General features: G+C 44.2%; 15 protein-coding genes and 3 rRNA genes. 14 read left to right on the forward strand and 4 right to left on the reverse strand.

Annotation, left to right across the window (positions count from 1 at the left end):
• Window positions 1-15: 15 nt before the first annotated feature.
• Complete coding sequence (locus ACZ5GY_RS00630) at window positions 16-555, reverse strand: nitroreductase family protein (protein WP_213691970.1); 540 nt, start codon at window positions 553-555, stop codon at window positions 16-18.
• A 351-nt stretch (window positions 556-906) separates the two neighbouring features.
• Here ACZ5GY_RS00630 and ACZ5GY_RS00635 point away from each other — a divergent pair.
• From ACZ5GY_RS00635 to rrf, 3 genes are all read left to right on the forward strand, one after another.
• Window positions 907-2,437: ribosomal RNA gene (locus tag ACZ5GY_RS00635) — 16S ribosomal RNA — on the forward strand.
• A 127-nt stretch (window positions 2,438-2,564) separates the two neighbouring features.
• Window positions 2,565-5,549: ribosomal RNA gene (locus tag ACZ5GY_RS00640) — 23S ribosomal RNA — on the forward strand.
• A 66-nt stretch (window positions 5,550-5,615) separates the two neighbouring features.
• Window positions 5,616-5,731 (forward strand): 5S ribosomal RNA (gene rrf / locus ACZ5GY_RS00645).
• Together the 16S, 23S and 5S rRNA genes form the textbook arrangement of a ribosomal RNA operon.
• Window positions 5,732-5,813: 82 nt before the next feature.
• On the opposite strand, the gene ACZ5GY_RS00650 is transcribed toward rrf, so the two are convergent.
• The 3 genes from ACZ5GY_RS00650 to ACZ5GY_RS00660 are packed head-to-tail and all read right to left on the reverse strand — an operon-like array spanning window position 5,814 to window position 8,151.
• A complete protein-coding gene (locus tag ACZ5GY_RS00650) occupies window positions 5,814-6,989 on the reverse strand; it encodes a hypothetical protein (protein ID WP_213691723.1) in 1,176 nt (391 codons plus the stop codon).
• 24 nt (window positions 6,990-7,013) lie between these two features.
• Window positions 7,014-7,760 (reverse strand): beta/alpha barrel domain-containing protein, encoded by a 747-nt coding sequence (locus tag ACZ5GY_RS00655; RefSeq protein WP_213691724.1) that lies wholly within the window; start codon window positions 7,758-7,760, stop codon window positions 7,014-7,016.
• A gap of 19 nt (window positions 7,761-7,779) precedes the next feature.
• On the reverse strand, window positions 7,780-8,151 hold the full coding sequence (locus ACZ5GY_RS00660; protein WP_213691725.1) for a hypothetical protein: 372 nt from the start codon (window positions 8,149-8,151) through the stop codon (window positions 7,780-7,782).
• A gap of 157 nt (window positions 8,152-8,308) precedes the next feature.
• On the opposite strand from ACZ5GY_RS00660, the gene ACZ5GY_RS00665 reads away from it, so the two are divergent.
• The 11 genes from ACZ5GY_RS00665 to secG all read left to right on the forward strand — a co-directional run bounded on the left by ACZ5GY_RS00665 (window position 8,309) and on the right by secG (window position 17,732).
• Window positions 8,309-9,358 (forward strand): homoserine dehydrogenase, encoded by a 1,050-nt coding sequence (locus tag ACZ5GY_RS00665; protein ID WP_213691726.1) that lies wholly within the window; start codon window positions 8,309-8,311, stop codon window positions 9,356-9,358.
• Between the two features lie 8 nt (window positions 9,359-9,366).
• On the forward strand, window positions 9,367-9,885 hold the full coding sequence (locus tag ACZ5GY_RS00670) for a YfcE family phosphodiesterase (protein WP_213691727.1): 519 nt from the start codon (window positions 9,367-9,369) through the stop codon (window positions 9,883-9,885).
• 30 nt (window positions 9,886-9,915) lie between these two features.
• Entirely contained in the window at window positions 9,916-10,437 is a 522-nt protein-coding gene (locus ACZ5GY_RS00675; protein WP_213691728.1) for a chemotaxis protein CheW, read from the forward strand.
• 4 nt (window positions 10,438-10,441) lie between these two features.
• On the forward strand, window positions 10,442-11,269 hold the full coding sequence (locus ACZ5GY_RS00680; protein WP_213691729.1) for a PHP domain-containing protein: 828 nt from the start codon (window positions 10,442-10,444) through the stop codon (window positions 11,267-11,269).
• A gap of 66 nt (window positions 11,270-11,335) precedes the next feature.
• Window positions 11,336-12,370 (forward strand): low-specificity L-threonine aldolase, encoded by a 1,035-nt coding sequence (gene ltaE / locus ACZ5GY_RS00685; protein ID WP_213691730.1) that lies wholly within the window; start codon window positions 11,336-11,338, stop codon window positions 12,368-12,370.
• A 1-nt stretch (window position 12,371) separates the two neighbouring features.
• The gene (locus ACZ5GY_RS00690) at window positions 12,372-13,730 is read left to right on the forward strand and encodes a TldD/PmbA family protein (protein WP_213696058.1); all 1,359 of its coding nucleotides are present in this window, start codon (window positions 12,372-12,374) and stop codon (window positions 13,728-13,730) included.
• Window positions 13,708-15,327 carry an N-acetylmuramoyl-L-alanine amidase family protein gene (locus tag ACZ5GY_RS00695; protein ID WP_464111914.1) on the forward strand — a complete coding sequence of 540 codons (1,620 nt, stop codon included), beginning with the start codon at window positions 13,708-13,710 and terminating at the stop codon, window positions 15,325-15,327. The genes ACZ5GY_RS00690 and ACZ5GY_RS00695 overlap by 23 nt, the downstream gene beginning before the upstream one ends.
• A 47-nt stretch (window positions 15,328-15,374) precedes the next feature.
• Window positions 15,375-16,088: a GerMN domain-containing protein gene (locus ACZ5GY_RS00700; RefSeq protein WP_464111915.1), complete on the forward strand. Its 714-nt coding sequence runs from the start codon at window positions 15,375-15,377 to the stop codon at window positions 16,086-16,088.
• Between the two features lie 22 nt (window positions 16,089-16,110).
• Window positions 16,111-16,896, forward strand: a complete 786-nt coding sequence (gene rph, locus ACZ5GY_RS00705) for a ribonuclease PH (protein ID WP_213691734.1) — start codon at window positions 16,111-16,113, stop codon at window positions 16,894-16,896.
• Entirely contained in the window at window positions 16,862-17,446 is a 585-nt protein-coding gene (rdgB, locus tag ACZ5GY_RS00710; RefSeq protein WP_213691735.1) for an RdgB/HAM1 family non-canonical purine NTP pyrophosphatase, read from the forward strand. The genes rph and rdgB overlap by 35 nt, the downstream gene beginning before the upstream one ends.
• 61 nt (window positions 17,447-17,507) lie before the next feature.
• Window positions 17,508-17,732 carry a preprotein translocase subunit SecG gene (gene secG, locus ACZ5GY_RS00715; RefSeq protein ID WP_213691741.1) on the forward strand — a complete coding sequence of 75 codons (225 nt, stop codon included), beginning with the start codon at window positions 17,508-17,510 and terminating at the stop codon, window positions 17,730-17,732.
• Window positions 17,733-17,737: the final 5 nt, after the last annotated feature.

Raw genomic sequence — 17,737 nt, forward strand, 5'->3', positions numbered from 1 at the left:
ATCTTTTTTTATAAACTAAAGAAATCGTCTTATATCATCTAATGTTTTTCTTGTTTTAGATCGAACGACATCATTATTTTCAGGATAGCCCATACTTATTACAATATCTATTTTTGCAGATGAGGGAAGAAGCAATTCTTTTTTTAAATTTTTCTCATCAAGCCATCCCAGCATGCATGTCCCCAATCCTAGTTCTGTCGCCTGCAAGCAAATATGTTCGCAGGCAATAGCTACATCCATGAGACTGAATTGTACCCCACGGAAAAAGCCGCCTAAAGCTGCACTGTATCGAGAATGTTGAGCAACGACCACTATAAGGACGGGGGCTTTTGCAGCGAAAGAGTTCATTGAATATATGCCGCTGAAGGCTGCTTTTGCCAAAGCGCTTACTTTTTCAGGGGTATTAGCGATAATAAAAGACCATGGCTGGGAGTTGCAGGCAGAAGGAGCTAACCTTGCAGCTTCCATGCAGTTTTCGATGAGAGATATGGGGACAGGACGAGAATCATATTTTCTTACACTATATCTTTTCTTTACAAGATCTGTAAAATCCAAGACATTCCCTCCCAAAGTACAATATCTATTCATTTTAATATTATATATTAGCATGCAGAAGCAGTCTGCTTTATGGATAGTAGCCAGGGAAACAGCGTGTTTTTTGAGATGTCGAAGGTATTCAATATTTAGACAATAGTTGTTTAAAATAAGAAAAAATATGGTTTTATGGTAAAAAATCAGTGGTAGCAAGGGATAGTACATTTTTTGTGGTTTTAGAGATTTTGCTTTTTTAGTGTTGACTTCTTCTGGAAAAATGATATCATACCCTTCGCGCCGCTCGAAAGGCAGCGCAGGACCTTGTAAAGTGAATAGGTGAGACGAAGAGGAAGCCAGTCAATTTAAAAGAAATTCATGGAGAGTTTGATCCTGGCTCAGGACGAACGCTGGCGGCGTGCTTAACACATGCAAGTTGAACGGAGGCATATCATCACGACTTTTCGGAGGAGAGATGATGTGTTCTTAGTAGCGGACGGGTGAGTAATGCATGAGAACCTGTCCTTCAGAGGGGGACAACAGTTGGAAACGGCTGCTAATACCCCATATGCCGAGAGGTGAAAGGAGTAATCCGCTGAAGGAGGGGCTCATGTCCTATCAGTTAGTTGGTGAGGTAAGGGCTTACCAAGGCGATGACGGGTAGCCGGCCTGAGAGGGTGACCGGCCACATTGGAACTGAGATACGGTCCAGACTCCTACGGGAGGCAGCAGTGGGGAATATTGGGCAATGGGCGCAAGCCTGACCCAGCGACGCCGCGTGAGGGAAGAAGGCTTTTGGGTCGTAAACCTCTGTTGTATGGGAAGAAGGAAGTGACGGTACCATACGAGGAAGTCCCGGCTAACTACGTGCCAGCAGCCGCGGTAATACGTAGGGGACGAGCGTTGTCCGGAATTACTGGGCGTAAAGGGCGCGCAGGCGGATATTTAAGTCAGCTGTAAAAGGCATGAGCTCAACTCATGTATGCGGTTGAAACTGGGTATCTAGAGTGCTGGAGAGGTAGGCGGAATTCCCGGTGTAGCGGTGAAATGCGTAGATATCGGGAAGAACACCAGTGGCGAAGGCGGCTTACTGGCCAGCAACTGACGCTGAGGCGCGAAAGCCAGGGGAGCGAACGGGATTAGATACCCCGGTAGTCCTGGCCGTAAACGATGAATGCTAGGTGTGGGTGTCGAGAGGCATCCGTGCCGGAGTTAACGCGATAAGCATTCCGCCTGGGGAGTACGATCGCAAGATTGAAACTCAAAGGAATTGACGGGGGCCCGCACAAGCGGTGGAGCACGTGGTTTAATTCGATGCAAACCGAAGAACCTTACCTAGGTTTGACATGTACGTGGTACGGATCTGAAAGGTGAAGGACTGTACCTTCGGGTACAGAGCGTACACAGGTGCTGCATGGCTGTCGTCAGCTCGTGTCGTGAGATGTTGGGTTAAGTCCCGCAACGAGCGCAACCCCTGCATCCAGTTACCAGCGAGTAGAGTCGGGGACTCTGGATGGACTGCCAGCGACAAGCTGGAGGAAGGTGGGGACGACGTCAAGTCATCATGGCCCTTATGCCTAGGGCGACACACGTGCTACAATGGCCGATACAGCGGGAAGCAAGCCTGCGAAGGCAAGCAGATCCCACAAAGTCGGTCTCAGTTCGGATTGTAGTCTGCAACTCGACTACATGAAGGAGGAATCGCTAGTAATCGCGGATCAGCCAAGCCGCGGTGAATCCGTTCCCGGGCCTTGTACACACCGCCCGTCACACCACCCGAGTTGGGTGCACCCGAAGCCGGAGGCTTAACCAGCAATGGAAGGATCCGTCGAAGGTGTGTCTGGTGAGGGGGGTGAAGTCGTAACAAGGTAGCCGTACCGGAAGGTGCGGCTGGATCACCTCCTTTCTAAGGAGAAATGACAAGGGGATGTATATTCTCTTGTAGATAATGACTGTGAAGAATTTTCGTCTTACCTGTTTCGCTTTTGTACCTTGACATAGGAATAGAGGAAAGTAATCGAGGGAAAGTAAGAGAATAAGGTATAAAGGGCATACGGTGGATGCCTTGGCACCAGTAGCCGATGAAGGACGTGGCAAGCTGCGAAAAGCTGTGGGGAGGTGCAAGCGACCATTGATCCGCAGATATCCGAATGGGGCAACCCGCCTGTAGGAGTACAGGCATCCCGTAAGGGAAGGAACCCGGCGAAGTGAAACATCTCAGTAGCCGGAGGAAGAGAAATCGAAGAGATTCCCTGAGTAGTGGTGAGCGAAAGGGGAAGAGCCTAAACCGAATACATGTCAAGACTGCGGTCGTTGTGTATTTGGGGTCGAGGGAATGTCAAAGTGAGTCCGCAGGCTCACGACAGAGTTATCAATACATTTTCTAGTTGAAGTGTGTTGGGAAAGCACGCCATAGAAGGTGACAGCCCTGTAGGTGACAGGAAATGTACTCTGTAGACATCTCCCGAGTAGGCCGGAGCACGTGGAATTCCGGTTGAATCAGGGTGGACCATCATCCAAGGCTAAATACTACTGGTGACCGATAGTGAATCAGTACCGAGAGGGAAAGGTGAAAAGCACCCCTGGCGGGGAGTGAAATAGACCTGAACCCGTGTGCCTACAAGCAATCGGAGCGCAACCATACAGCGATGTATGGCGCGTGACGGTGTGCCTTTTGTAAAATGAGCCGACGAGTTATTAGACGTAGCGAGGTTAAGGTGCGTTAGCACTGGAGCCGTAGGGAAACCGAGTCTGAATAGGGCGCGAGTTTCGTTTAATAGACCCGAAGCCGTACGATCTATCCATGGCCAGGTTGAAGTCCGGGTGAAGCCGGATGGAGGACCGAACCATTGTCTGTTGAAAAAGACTTGGATGAGCTGTGGATAGGAGTGAAAAGCTAATCGAGTGCGGTGATAGCTGGTTCTCCCCGATATGCATTGAGGTGCAGCCTTGCGAGTTCAGTTATGGGGGTAGAGCACTGGATGGATGCGGGGGACTGGGGTCCTACCAAATTCAACCAAACTTCGAATACCATAACTGTATTGCGGGAGTGAGACTACGGGTGAGAAGGTCCGTGGTCGTGAGGGAAACAGCCCAGACCGTCAGCTAAGGTCCCAAAGTGTATGCTAAGTGTGGCAAGGATGTGAGAGTGCCTGGACAGCCAGGAGGTTGGCTTAGAAGCAGCCACCCTTTAAAGAGTGCGTAACAGCTCACTGGTCGAGGACTTTTGCGCCGAAAATGTAGGGGGCTAAGCATACTGCCGAAGCTGCGGGATAATTGATGAGTATCAACTATCGGTAGGGGAGCGTTCTGTACGGGGTGAAGCCGAACCGAGAGGTCGTGTGGACTGTATGGAAGTGAGAATGTCGGCATAAGTAACGAGAAGTGCGTGAGAAACGTACTCACCGGAAGCCCAAGGGTTCCTGGGGAAGGTTCATCCACCCAGGGTTAGGCGGGACCTAAGGCGAGGCTGAAGAGCGTAGTCGATGGATAGCAGGTAGACATTCCTGCCCCAGCCTGAGACCGTTATTACTGAAGGGGTGACACAGAAAGCTAGGTGATCCGGGTGATGGAATACCCGGTCCAAGGGAGTAGGAAGGCATTGCAGGCAAATCCGCGATGTTAGTTCTGAGACCTGAAGGGGAGGTTCTACGGAACCGAAGTCATTGAAGCTCGGCTGTCGAGAAAAGCCTCTAGGGAGGTCTTAAGCTGCTCGTACCCGAAACCGACGCAGGTGGGCTAGCTGAGAAGGCTAAGGTGAGCGGGAAAACCCTCGTTAAGGAACTCTGCAAGTTGACCCCGTAACCTAGGGAGAAGGGGTGCCACTCTGGTGATGTGTATATACGATACAGAGCTAAGGGTGGTCGCAGAAACCAGGCTCAGGCGACTGTTTACTAAAAACATAGGTCTCTGCATAAGGCGCAAGCCGAAGTATAGGGACTGACACCTGCCCGGTGCTGGAAGGTTAAATGGAGAGGTTAGCGTAAGCGAAGCTTTGATATGAAGCCCCAGTAAACGGCGGCCGTAACTATAACGGTCCTAAGGTAGCGAAATTCCTTGTCGGGTAAGTTCCGACCTGCACGAATGGTGTAACGATCTGAGCACTGTCTCAACGAGGGACCCGGTGAAATTGTGGTACTGGTAAAGACGCCAGTTACCTGTGGTGGGACGGAAAGACCCCGTGGAGCTTTACTGTAGCCTGATATTGGATTTTGGTCTGTTATGTACAGGATAGGTGGGAGGCTGAGAATGCAGGACGTCAGTTTTGCAGGAGCCGTTGTTGGGATACCACCCTTGACATGCCGAAGTTCTAACTTTGAGGTCTGAAACGACACAGAGGACAGTGTCAGGTGGGCAGTTTGACTGGGGCGGTCGCCTCCTAAAGAGTAACGGAGGCGCGCAATGGTCACCTCAGGGCGCATGGAAATCGCCCATAGAGAGCGCAAAGGTATAAGGTGGCTTGACTGTGAGAGAGACGTTTCGAGCAGGAACGAAAGTTGGTCTTAGTGATCCGGCGGTTCCGAGTGGAAGGGCCGTCGCTCAACGGATAAAAGCTACCCCGGGGATAACAGGCTGATCCTGCCCGAGAGTTCCTATCGACGGCAGGGTTTGGCACCTCGATGTCGGCTCGTCGCATCCTGGGGCTGAAGCAGGTCCCAAGGGTTGGTCTGTTCGCCCATTAAAGCGGTACGTGAGCTGGGTTTAGAACGTCGTGAGACAGTTCGGTCCCTATCCACCATAGGCGTAGGGTATTTGAGGAGATCTGCTTCTAGTACGAGAGGACCGAAGTGGACGAACCTCTGGTGTACCGGTTGTAGCGCCAGCTGCATAAGCCGGGTAGCTATGTTCGGGTCGGATAACCGCTGAAGGCATCTAAGCGGGAAGCCGCCTCCAAGATGAGATACCCCATTCCGATAGGGAAGTAAGGTGTCCTGAAGACGACAGGATAGATAGGCCGGGAGTGTACGAGTTGTGAGGCTCTTAGCTGACCGGTACTAATACATCGAGGCCTTATTCTCACTTTCTCTTGGTTTTCTTTCCTCGATTTCTGTGTTTAGAGTACGAAAGAATAAAAGTTTGAGATCTCTGGTGGTAATAGCGGAGGGGTCACACCCGGTTCCATGCCGAACCCGGAAGTTAAGCCCTCCAGCGCCGATGGTACTGCAGAGGCTATCTGTGGGAGAGTAGGTCGCCGCCAGAGATCTTTTTTTATACCCTCATCCTTCCTTACTATAATTTCCTATGATAATTCCTTTGGTTTCTCTGGCATGAAACAATTTGAGTTAAATGCTTTCTTCGTTTTGTTTTTTAATTGATCTTTTCAGTGCAGCTATAAAATCTTTATATGTTATCTTTTCATTCCCACTTACAAAAACACTTCCTATTCGTAAATTGATTTTGCAACAAGTTGATAAGTGACTGATACTGTTATCATTTTCTATAAGTATTGAAGCCATATCTTCTATACGGCTGCTTATGGTTTTTAATCCGTCACGCGGCGTTTCTGGTAGCATAACAAGTATTTCATTATTTTCGATTAGGAATATGAGATCCGTATGTCGTAGATTCTTAATAAGATGGGAACTAAATTTTTCAAAAAGTTGAGTATGCTTGTTTTCGTCTATGAGGTTATTAGAGTCAGAGATGGAGTAATTTATAAGAAGCCCTGAAAGCCAGCGGCGATATCTATACGATCTTTCTAATTCTTGTGTCCCTCGAATTACAGCATATTCCTTTGTGTAAAGCCCCGTCTCATCGTATATTCCCAGAGTTTTTGTTGCATTTTCTTTTTCGTTACTCATATGTGGTATTAAAAAAAGGGCTTTCATATCTTCTTTTGAATGTTCAATAACCTTCCATTCTCCAGAAGGCAGCGTTATAACACCATCTGAATTTTTTTGTTTTTTTATAAAGGCGGAGAAAGGGGATTCTATTGAATCAAGGGAAATTAGTTCTTCCATTTTCCCATTGGGAAAACTCTCCTCATCTTTTTCAATAAGAGCTGGAAAGGGAAAAATTTCGAGAGAATGCTTGCAAGAGAGTATATCTATAGGTTGATAGGCACTATTTTCTATGCTTTCAGTAGCGTTTTTACACTGAAAGTGGAAAGAAATATGGGAATAAAAGCTATTTCCCATAAGGATAAGACCTACCATGGTTAAAGTTACACCTAGCCATGAAACTAGGAAATGCTGACCAAGTATAGATCCGAATACCGCAATGATGAGCCCTTGCGAAAAAAATTGATACCCCCAAACTTCGTGATTTTGTCCCCACTTACTCGAAAAAAAATAGTAAATACAGCTGGCAATATAACAAAGTAAGAGAATAGAAAATAAGGGAGTGAGTTGTATTTTCGAAGAGGAATTTCGAGTTGTAATGAAAATGAGGATAATTAGTATAGAAATAATTGGTGGAATAGAAAGTCGCTTTATATAGCTTGATGAATTGCTATTCATTACCATGCCCCCATTATTTAAATTTTAAAATTTAAAATGAGAAGGATATCGAAAAAGATCAGGTTGACAACATGTAATGACCATATCAGCTCCGGCAGCATTTAATGTTTCTATCTCTTGCCAGGATTTGCTATTTCCTAAAAAACCCACACTCATTGTGTCGGGAGAAGCAGAGCGTAAAAGAGCTATATTCTGTAAAATATGTTGTTGTCTCGTGTACTTGATACAAATGATGCCAGAGGCGCGAGCGATTTCTGAATATCTGGCAAAAGTGATGATTTCCTCCTCAGATAAAATATACGAATTAAAAGCAAAATAGAGGGGGAAATCAAAAGGTAAAACGTTTCTGTATGAGATAAGCGCTTGACGTAGTTCGTTATGATCACTGTTCTGATGCATGACGTCAGATCTTATGAGGACAACAATTACATCTGCCCCATTTTTTGCCGCCCAAAGTATGGCGTCTTGTTTTAACGATGGAGGGAGCCCTGCTAAGGGGTAGTCTATAATAGCTCCCACCTTTATTTTTTCTTTTGAAAAACGCTTGGACACATAAGGAACAGCAAGAAGTGGAACAAAAAGAGTATTTATCTCATATTGGATGCATGTATCGCAAGTTTCTGAAAGTTGTTGTTCATTGAGAATGTCAGAAAAAATATAACTCATATTACTATATAAGACATCAAAAGAGGCTGATTTTTCTAACCCTGCCTCAGCGAGAGCCGCTCTTCTGCGAGCCTTTTTTGACAAGAGTTGTAAATCTGTTGCCATACTATCACCTCATTATTTTTTATGAACGGAGGCAGTGGCACAATTCCTGATTTTCACCCTTTCCTTTTTTTACTGTGACGTTTTCAACAATTATTGATCCATTTCTTTCAAGGTAGAGAAGCAGAGAAAGAATTGTCGTTTCGCACACGCCAATACTCTCTGCCACTTCTTTTACGTTGACAGTTTCATTTTTATTGGCGATGTTTAGAATTTCTCCAGCAATATAGTTGATCCACTGATGAAAGAGATCCTGCATTTCGGGGGTGGAAGAGGATGCAAGCTGGGAGTTAAGTGAGACTGCTTCTATTAATCTGGCTGTTACAAGAGAAGAAGACTCCACGAGATTTTTAAGTTCCTTTAAAACGGATTCCTGAGAAATGTGTTCGCTCATAGATAAGAACTCCCTCCGTATGATATAGAACTATTCTATTTTCTATTTAGAAATAATACAACATGAATAGACATAAGACGAAGCACTACCTAAAGTGATAAAATAAAACATTATCCAAGCTGAAGCACTGTAATGATTATGCGTTGGAGGAGTTTGTATGAATTTATCTATTCTTCTTCTTGGTTTTGGCAACGTTGGGCGTGAGTTTTGTTCTCTACTGATACGAAAAAAAGAAGAAATTTTTTCTCAATTTAAAAGTTCAGTGCAAATTAACGGAATAGCTACGCGAAGAAGAGGAAATATATATTCCCCGCGAGGACTTGATATTAATGAGGTTTTTAAGGCAGAAGAAGAGACAGGGCGTATCGATGGTAAGATACTGTACGCTAAGGAAAATCGTGATTCTGTTTCTCTTGAAGAGTTACTTTGTAACGGAGAATATGATGTTCTCATAGATACAACATCTTCAAGTTTGGAAACAGGAGAGCCGGCTCGTTCTTTTATCGAGAGAGCCTTCTTGCGAGGAAAATCAGTTGTTACATGTAACAAATCTCCAGTAGCTCTTTGGTATCACCCTTTATCAAAACTGGCTCAGGTTAATAAAGCTCATTTCCTTTTTGAGGGAACTGTTATGTGTGGAACCCCTCTCTTTTCTTTAGTCCGACATGGATTGCCTGCAACTCAAGTTCTGTCTTTTGAAGGAGTTTTGAATGGAACATGTAATTATATTCTTGAGCAAATGCGTCAGGGAAGCACTCTTGATGATGCACTGCTTGATGCGCAAAGGCGAGGATATGCAGAAGCTGATCCCAGTATAGATATTGATGGTTGGGACTCTGCTTATAAGGCAATGATTGTAGCTCAAGCACTTATGGGCTCTCCCATGCTTACAAAAGATAAAATACATGTAAAAGGAATTCGTGAAGTTACTCCTGAAATGCTTAACAGGACAAGAACTAAAGGTGGAGTGGTGCGTCTCCTTTCAAGAATAGAAAGGAAAGGCCAGAACGTTTACATAGAAGTAGCCCCAGCGGCCTTACCGGCCAATCATCCTCTCGTTACTCTTTATGGCGTAACAAATGGTGCAGTTATCTCGACTGATACAATGGGGGAGATATGTATAGAAGGTGCTGGTGCTGGCCGTCGATCAGCAGCTTTTGCCCTTTTACGTGACGTTCTTTCCATTGTCGATTCTATGAGGAGGTGAGAGAAAGGATGTCTCGTCGTCTTGGTGTTATTGCCGATACACATGGTCACGCAGATGCATGGGAGAAGGCTTTGAATATATGGGGTGATGTGGAGGCCATTCTTCACGCAGGAGATGTTTTAAAAAGTGGAGTTGATACTGGACTAGCCGATATGATGAATGCTTCTTCTGTTCCCGTTCTTATTGCAAAAGGCAACGGTGATTTTTCTCGGGATCAGGAGTGGCTGAAGTGGCCTATACTTTCTCCTTACGTGACAATATGGTGGGCCGGCAAACTTATACTCTTAAACCACGGCTCTCATTTCTCTCAACTACGACATTTAGCATTAAATGCAAAAGCAGATCTTGTCATATCTGGTCATACTCATGTAGGTTCACTTGTCAGAGAAGGGAAAACGTGGTTTTTAAATCCGGGAGGGGCTTCTTTACCCCGCGGGCGAGATCCGGCAAGCATAGCTCTAATCGAAGAGCATGATATACGGATCATTACGTTAGATGGCGTTCTTTTGCATCATGAACAGTGGTAGATAAGGATTCCACAAGGAGGAGTACCTAAAATGGATGTATCTCAGACGCAGAATATTGAAAATGTAGCTCAGGAAGATAGAGGAGAAGAGCAAATCATTCTTGTCTTTTCTCTTGGCAAGGAAGAATTTGCTCTGAACGTAAATGAAGTGAAGGAAATTGTTCGAGTCCCGCCAGTAATTACACGCGTTCCTAACGCTCCAGATTACATTCGTGGAGTAATAAATCTTCGTGGCACGATCGTCCCAGTATTTGATATGGAATTGAAGTTGGGGATGGAAGAAAAAGCTTTGACTGAAGATTCTCGAATCGTTGTAGTTTCATGGAATGATATTCAATTTGGTATTTTAGTCGATTCAGTTCGCGAAGTATGTACTGTCTTTGACTCTCAGATAGAACAGAATATTCAACTGGATACCTCTATGGAAAAGAAATATCTTTTGGGAGTTATAAAACAAGAAGGCGGACGGCTTGTCGTGCTTCTTGATCTCGTTACGCTTTTTGATCTTGATGTTATTCTTGCTGATGAACTAGACTCGGAAATCGCAGGCTAGCAAGATGATTTTCATTGATTTACATCTTCATAGTACCAGTTCCGATGGAACTCTTGCTCCTCGGGATCTTGTGGTCAGAGGAAAAAGGCGAGGATTGTCTGTCATGAGTTTAACAGATCATGACACCACGGAAGGTGTAAATGAATTTTTAACAGCTTGCAATAAATTGGGAGTGCGTGGAGTTTCGGGAGTAGAGCTTTCAGCAGAGTTTAATGGCGTTATGCATATTCTTGGATATAGGATTAACGTTGAATCTCCTCTCTTCCAAAAACATATGAAAGATTTGCGAGAAGGACGAGACGAAAGAAACATAAAAATATGTGAAAAGCTTCAGAAACTGGGGATGTCTGTTTCTATCGAAGAAGTAAGAGCAGAAGCCAACGGAGATGTAGTAGCGCGTCCGCATGTTGCAAGAGTCCTCATTAAAAAAGGATATGTTCAGAATATGTGGCAGGCCTTTGACAGATATCTTGGCCACGATGCTTCTGCATACGTTCCTCGCTATCGTCTTTCCCCTGAAGTTTGTATTGATGTTATACAAAAAGCGGATGGAGTGGCTGTTTTAGCTCATCCTGCCCAAACGACAGATGATTATGGTGTTCTTGTCGATATTTTGAAACAATTAAAATCTTTAGGTTTATGGGGAATAGAGTGTCTTTCCCCCAGCCATTCTTCACAACAAATATTTCAGTATCTTCGTATTGCAAAAGAGATGGATCTCTTTACTACGGCAGGTTCAGATTTTCACGGAACGAATAGACCCAGTGTGTCAATGGGGATTCGTGTAAAGACTGATTTCTTACCTTGGGCGCGTTTAGGTATATCCCTGTAGATAAATGGTAGTATAACGTGATAAGGTTAACGAAAGAGTCTAAATGATGTAAGGAGGAGAATAGAGATGCACTTTCCCATCGATCTAAAAAGTGACACAGTGACAAAACCTAGTGAAGCCATGCGTCGAGCAATGTATGAATCTGAAGTAGGAGATGACGTCTATGGAGAAGATCCCACAGTCATAAAACTAGAAGAAAAGGCTGCCCAACTAACAGGAAAAGAGGCGGCTTTATTTGCAGTCTCTGGAACTATGGGGAACCTTGTTTCTCTTCTGACTCACGGCAATCGAGGAGATGGTGTCATTCTTGGGACCTATTCTCATATCAATAATTACGAAGGTGGCGGTCTATCCGTTCTCGGCGGATTATTTCCTATGCTTGTAGATGACTCTGTGGGGATTCCGAGCCCGGAGGCTGTTCAAGAGAAATGTCTTCCTCCCAACGTTCATTTTGCTCCTGCCAAGCTTCTTTGTCTTGAAAACACTCACAATAAATGTGGTGGAATAGCTCTTTCTCCTGACGTCTTTGCCCAAACAGCTTGCAAGGCTCGAGAACTCGGGCTATCCATTCATTTAGATGGCGCACGGCTTTTCAATGCTGCTACAGCGTGGGAAACAAATGTCTCTGCTTATACAACTCTCGTTGATTCTGTGCAGCTTTGCTTATCAAAGGGGCTTGGGGCTCCTGTTGGGAGTATTATTTGCGGCTCTCGCAATTTTATAGAAAGAGCGCGCCATTGGAGGAAACGTGTAGGTGGAGGAATGCGGCAGGCTGGAGTTATTGCAGCAGCTGGCCTCTACGCTTTAGAACATAATATTGAACATTTGAAAGAAGACCATGATAATGCCAGTCTTGTTGCTCAGATACTTGAAGCAGCAGGCATAGCTGTAGAGAATAATGGTAAGCGGACAAACATGATCTTCTTCTCTTTACCTGAAGGTGATCTTACCGCAGATATGTTGATAGATCGTTGCTCAAAGAGAGGCGTATTTTTTACGGCAATGGGAGAGCGGCGTATACGTCTTGTAACTCATCTTGATGTTTCTAGGGAACAAGCCGTGGCGGCCGCAGATATTATAGTCGAAGAGGTTAGACAATAGAATGGTTGTCCCTTGGTATGATGAGATAGTTCACTGTTCAGAATTTCTAATAGACGAAGCAACAAAAAAAGGAGCGTCTGGGGCCGATGTCCTCTATTATTCAGGATGTAATTCTTCCTTATCTCTTCGAGATGGGAAACCGGAGCAGAATAATTCAGGCTGTATTACAGGTATTGGACTGCGCGTTCTTGATGGGGAAGGTCGTCAGGGTGTAGCACATGTTAATGCCATAAATAAAGTGGCGTTACAGCAACTTGTCGATTGGAGCTTGCACAATTGTTCTCTGGTTGAACCCGATCCGTGGGTTGTTCTTTATGAAGACGCCCCCTCCTATTCGGAAGAATTAGAGCTCAAAGATGATGCTGTTCAGTCAATCACACCAGAACAGCGTATGGAGTGGTGTAATGAAATGACTCGTTATGTAAGAGAAAAGGACTCTCGGGTTGTTTCTGTACGAAGTGCTTCATGGGCCGATGGGCAAGGGGATACTTTTTATATGTCCTCTGCAGGTATATATGGATGGTATGAAGGAACGGCTCTTGCTGCTGGTGTTAGCCTTGTTATGAGCGACGGCGAACATATGGAGATGGGGGGTTTTGGGGAAGAGTTTCGTTTTCTTGAAGATTGTTCTCTTCAAAAGATAGCGGAAAAGGCTGTGAAACAGACAGCCTATACATTGGGGGGAACGCCTCTCCCTACTAAAAAATATACTTTGATTTTTTCTCCAGAGGTTTCATCATCACTGCTTTCTGTCATTGGGGATCTTTTTTGTGCTTCAAACGTCCATAAAAATCGTTCCCTTTACAAAGGGAAACTCGGGAAAAAAGTTGCCAGCCCTCTTCTTTCTCTCATAGATGATGGTCTTATGCCACGGAAACTTGGAACCTCTCCTTTCGATGGAGAGGGCGTTCCTTGTCAGAAAACGGTTGTGATGAAAGAAGGTATAGTGGAAGCTTTTCTCTATAACCTTAAATATGCTCGAAAAGATGGGGTACGTTCTACAGGAAATGGGGCAAGAAGTTTCTCCTCTCTTCCTGATGTGGATATTTCCAATCTTTATATGGAACCGGGGACGCTCTCACCTGAGGAAATTTTCCATTCTGTTCAGAATGGACTTTATGTAACAGAGCTTCTTGGACTTCATACAGTTAATCCTGTAAGTGGGGATTTTTCCCTTGGAATAAAAGGAGTACGTCTCTTTGAAGGCCTCCTTGATCGTCCTATTGCAGGAATGACAATAGCTGGGAATTTACTTGATTTGTTGAATCGTATCGTTTTAGTAGGGGGCGATCTTTCCTTTTTTGGCGATATTGGGGGATGTACGATGGTGATCGATAATGTTACAGCGGCAGGTTTGTAAAAAATTTATATTTATTTTTATTTTTCTTATAACAGCACTTGTTTTTATTTCCGATTCGGCGATGTCTTCGACGGGATGGAATTTGGCTCTTAACGGTCGTGTCCTTGGAGACGTTCCAATAAAAGAACAAGGCAGATTGACCATGGTTTCTATTGGGACTATGGTGAGACTTCTACAGCTTGATTTGGAGCAAAAAGAAGATACACTTTTGATTTATTACAAAAACAATAAGTTACAACTTGTTCATAAAGCTACAGCAGTATGGTTGAATGTTCAGCTTCTACCGACAGCCTCAGCACCCGTTTTGGAAAATGGACATTGGTGGCTTGATTCTCGATCTGCCATGAAAATTCTTCAATCTTTATATCAGGCAGCGGGGGATAAATCTACGCTATCGTGGATGGGGGCTTCTGATATTCCTGTTGTTATAGAAGAGCTTCAACCTCTTCATGAAGAAATTAAGCCAGCGATTCAGCAACCGGTTCAACAACTGATTCAACAACCGACATGTGAGCTAAAGTCGCTGAGATGGGGACGTTATGAAGAAAAAATTAGGGTAGTTTTTGACTATTTGGGTGTGGCCGAACCTGAATCAAAAGAGGTAGATACGTCGGTTTCTATTGTTTTCTCTGGTTCGAGTCTTTCTCAAAACGATCTTTCTTCTCCGTATCCTCAAGATGTATCTGTCAAAATGAATACTTTAAATGGGAAATATATAGTATCCTTGCATTCCGTTCAGGGCGGGAAAATGAACATCTTTACCCTTCCTAATCCGACGCGATTGGTGGTTGACATATTCCCCGAAAAACAGAAAGAAATTCTGGAAATAACAGCACCTGGCGGGAATATTCCTGAATCTCAGAATGTTTCTGTTCCTCAACGTGTTGCTGTGCCACCTCAGAAGAAATCAAAAGAACCTCTCATTGTTGTTGACCCTGGTCATGGGGGGAAAGATCCTGGCGCCGTTTCAAACGGCTTGAGAGAAAAGAATTTAAACCTTCAGTTTTCGAAATTATTAGCGGAGAGTATTAAAAAACGAGGTTTTGATGTGCGTTTGACTCGAAGCACAGATATTTATCTAAAGTTGAGAGAGCGTACTGAGTTGGCGAATAATTGGGAAGCTGATATGTTTATCAGTATTCATGCCAATGCTTTACCTAAAGGAAGGCATGCGACTGGCACGGAAATATACATTATGGCTTTGCCTACAGATAAAGACGCAATGCAGTTGGCTTTAATTGAAAACCGAGAGTTGACAGGCGATAATGGTAGTGAGAGTTCAGCACAAGTTGATAAAAAGACAAAAATGCTTTTGAATATTCTTGGAAATATGCAGCAAAACGCTAAAATTAGTGATAGTACTGACGTAGCGGAATATCTATTTAAAGCAGGAAAAAATAATCGTTTAAATATGAGACGAGTTGCTCAGGCCCCATTTTTTGTTTTGCGTGGTGCTTCGATGCCGGCAGTGCTCATAGAAACAGGTTTTATTACTGAACGAAGTGAAGCGAAAAAGCTTGCTTCTACGTCTTTTCAAAGACAGTTTGCCGAAGCTATTGCGCGAGGGGTAGAGGCCTACTTCAATGGAGGCCGATAAAATAGGAGATGTGAGAGGAGGTGTGTGGCGCGTTAGCGCTATACAACATGGTTCGTAAAGAAGATCGTTTTTCTGACGATTTTGAAGATGATTTGCAAATTCGTCGTAATTTAGATAGACAAGCGGAGTTATCAAAGACAAAGCCTCGTTCTAAGCGTGGGCGGAGGTATGCAGAAGAGACATCGACACATAAAGCTCCCATGGTCTTTCGTATCATAGCGTGGGTTGCTATTGTCTTTTTGTTTTTTGGAGTGGGTTATTGGGGAACATCTTTTACGTTGGATCTTTTGAATAAGAAAAATTTGGTAAACCAGAGTGATGTTGTTGAGAATCAGCAGGAGCTTTCGGAATTTTTGGCAGCAGACTCAACTGTAGGAAGAAAGGTAACCTTTCCTATCTATATTCCTATAGACGGAAATATCGTTAAAAAAGATGCAGTTGTAGTTTCAAGCATTATGGAAGATGACATGAAGCGTCTTATTGCGAAACTTTTTGAAGAGTGCGGCGATCCATTGCGCGGAGTGAGCGTTCAACATGTTTTTAGAAATGGAGATACGGCATATCTTAATGTAAATAATGCCTTTATGGCTTCACTTAATGCTCTAGGGGAGCAGACAAGTACTCTGCTTATAACGGGGATCGTGCAGACGGTGAAAGAGAGTTTCTCTCCAGTTGCAAAAGTGAGATTTCTCGTAGAGGGGAAAGTTCCTCAGAGCGGCGCGCCTGTAAATCTTTCGGTTCCTTGGGAAATTCGTTCGTAAAAGGAAGGATCAACGCATTATTATGGAGAATATTTATGTACGAAGTGATGGTAGAAAGTTCAACGACATGCGCCCAATAACTTTTGAGCGTGGATACACATGCTATGCCGAAGGGTCAGTTTTAGCCTGTTTTGGCCAAACTAAGGTTATTTGTACAGCCTCTGTTGAAGAAAAAATTCCATCCTTTTTGAAAGGGAGCGGCCAGGGGTGGATTACTGCAGAATATGCCATGTTGCCTCGGGCTACTGCTGAAAGAACAACGAGAAGCACCACTAAGGGAACGATTAACGGAAGAAGCCAAGAAATTCAGCGTCTTATAGGGCGTTCTTTACGTGCTGCAGTTGATCTTTCTCTTTTGGGAGAAAGAACGATCTGGCTAGACTGTGATGTTATTCAAGCTGATGGTGGAACTCGTACCGCTGCCATATCTGGAGCTTTTATTGCATTGTTTGATGCCCTGAGATATTTAAGGGAAAATAAAAAAATAAATACATTGCCGCTTAAATCTTTTATTGGTGCTGTCAGCGTTGGCAAAATACAAAACGGTCTTTGTTTGGATCTTTGTTACGAGGAAGACAGCAGAGCTGAAGTCGATTGTAATGTTGTAATGAATGGCAATAAAGAGCTTATAGAAATTCAAGGGACAGGTGAGCAGGGAATTTTTGCTAGAGACGAACTCAATGCAATGCTCGACTTGGCAGAAGAAGGACTTCAATCGATAATGCAGCATCAGGTAGCAGTTCTTGATATTACGGAAGAGGAGCGACAGGCTTGTGTTGGTGAGATCTGTTCTTTTTGCCAGCAGTAATCGTAATAAATACGAAGAAGTTGTCGCTTTACTTGCCCCCTTGCAGATAAATCTTGTTTTTGGTCCAGAACGTCTATCTCTTGATGTGGACGAAACATACCAGACATATATGGGGAATGCTTATCTGAAAGCTGCGGCGTGGGCGGAAGCAAGCGGTATGCCTTCTTTAGCTGACGATAGCGGTCTTGAAGTTCGCGCCCTGCAGTGGAAACCTGGTATTTTTTCTGCTCGAGTTGCTGCTTCCAGCGAGGCGAGGAATAAGTGGCTTCTTCAATCTCTTGAAGGGAAAGAAGATCGAACAGCAAAATATGTAGCTGCTTTTGCTCTCTGTTTTCCTGAAGAGGGGCATACTATAATAACGGAAGGCGAGTGTTGGGGAAAAATTGCAGAGGAACAACAAGGAGAAGGTGGATTTGGTTACGATCCACTCTTTATTCCTCAGGGGTTTGATAGTCCATTTGCTGATCTTCCTGATAAAATAAAAGCTCGTATTTCACATAGAGCTATAGCTTCTTATCAATTAATACATATTCTTCAACAACAAATGTGATAGAATAATCTACTGTTTGGATTTTGGGTGCCTTATTGTGTAGGGGGTGTAGTAAGTGAGAATGTTTCTTGGCATAGTTCATATCCTTTTGAGTATTGCCTTAATGGGAGTAGTTCTTCTTCAACAGCGTAAAGAAGGCGGATTCTCCGGCATCTTTGGAGGAGGAACCCAGTCGGATATGGGTGGAAGTCAGTGGCAGCGTTTGAGTGGCTTGACGAAAATAACGGTTGTGTTAACCGGCCTTTTCATGTTAACTTCTCTTGTACTTGTAATAATGACAAAATAAAGGAG

The sequence above is a fragment of the Aminobacterium thunnarium genome (genome assembly GCF_055390565.1).

Coding starts and splice junctions, on each gene's coding strand:
- ACZ5GY_RS00650 (WP_213691723.1), bottom strand. CDS start 6,989: ATGAATAGCAATTCATCAAGCTATATAAAGCGACTTTCTATTCCACCA.
- ACZ5GY_RS00655 (WP_213691724.1), bottom strand. CDS start 7,760: ATGGCAACAGATTTACAACTCTTGTCAAAAAAGGCTCGCAGAAGAGCG.
- ACZ5GY_RS00660 (WP_213691725.1), bottom strand. CDS start 8,151: ATGAGCGAACACATTTCTCAGGAATCCGTTTTAAAGGAACTTAAAAAT.
- ACZ5GY_RS00665 (WP_213691726.1), top strand. CDS start 8,309: ATGAATTTATCTATTCTTCTTCTTGGTTTTGGCAACGTTGGGCGTGAG.
- ACZ5GY_RS00670 (WP_213691727.1), top strand. CDS start 9,367: ATGTCTCGTCGTCTTGGTGTTATTGCCGATACACATGGTCACGCAGAT.
- ACZ5GY_RS00675 (WP_213691728.1), top strand. CDS start 9,916: ATGGATGTATCTCAGACGCAGAATATTGAAAATGTAGCTCAGGAAGAT.
- ACZ5GY_RS00680 (WP_213691729.1), top strand. CDS start 10,442: ATGATTTTCATTGATTTACATCTTCATAGTACCAGTTCCGATGGAACT.
- ltaE (WP_213691730.1), top strand. CDS start 11,336: ATGCACTTTCCCATCGATCTAAAAAGTGACACAGTGACAAAACCTAGT.
- ACZ5GY_RS00690 (WP_213696058.1), top strand. CDS start 12,372: ATGGTTGTCCCTTGGTATGATGAGATAGTTCACTGTTCAGAATTTCTA.
- ACZ5GY_RS00695 (WP_464111914.1), top strand. CDS start 13,708: ATGTTACAGCGGCAGGTTTGTAAAAAATTTATATTTATTTTTATTTTT.
- ACZ5GY_RS00700 (WP_464111915.1), top strand. CDS start 15,375: ATGGTTCGTAAAGAAGATCGTTTTTCTGACGATTTTGAAGATGATTTG.
- rph (WP_213691734.1), top strand. CDS start 16,111: ATGGAGAATATTTATGTACGAAGTGATGGTAGAAAGTTCAACGACATG.
- secG (WP_213691741.1), top strand. CDS start 17,508: ATGTTTCTTGGCATAGTTCATATCCTTTTGAGTATTGCCTTAATGGGA.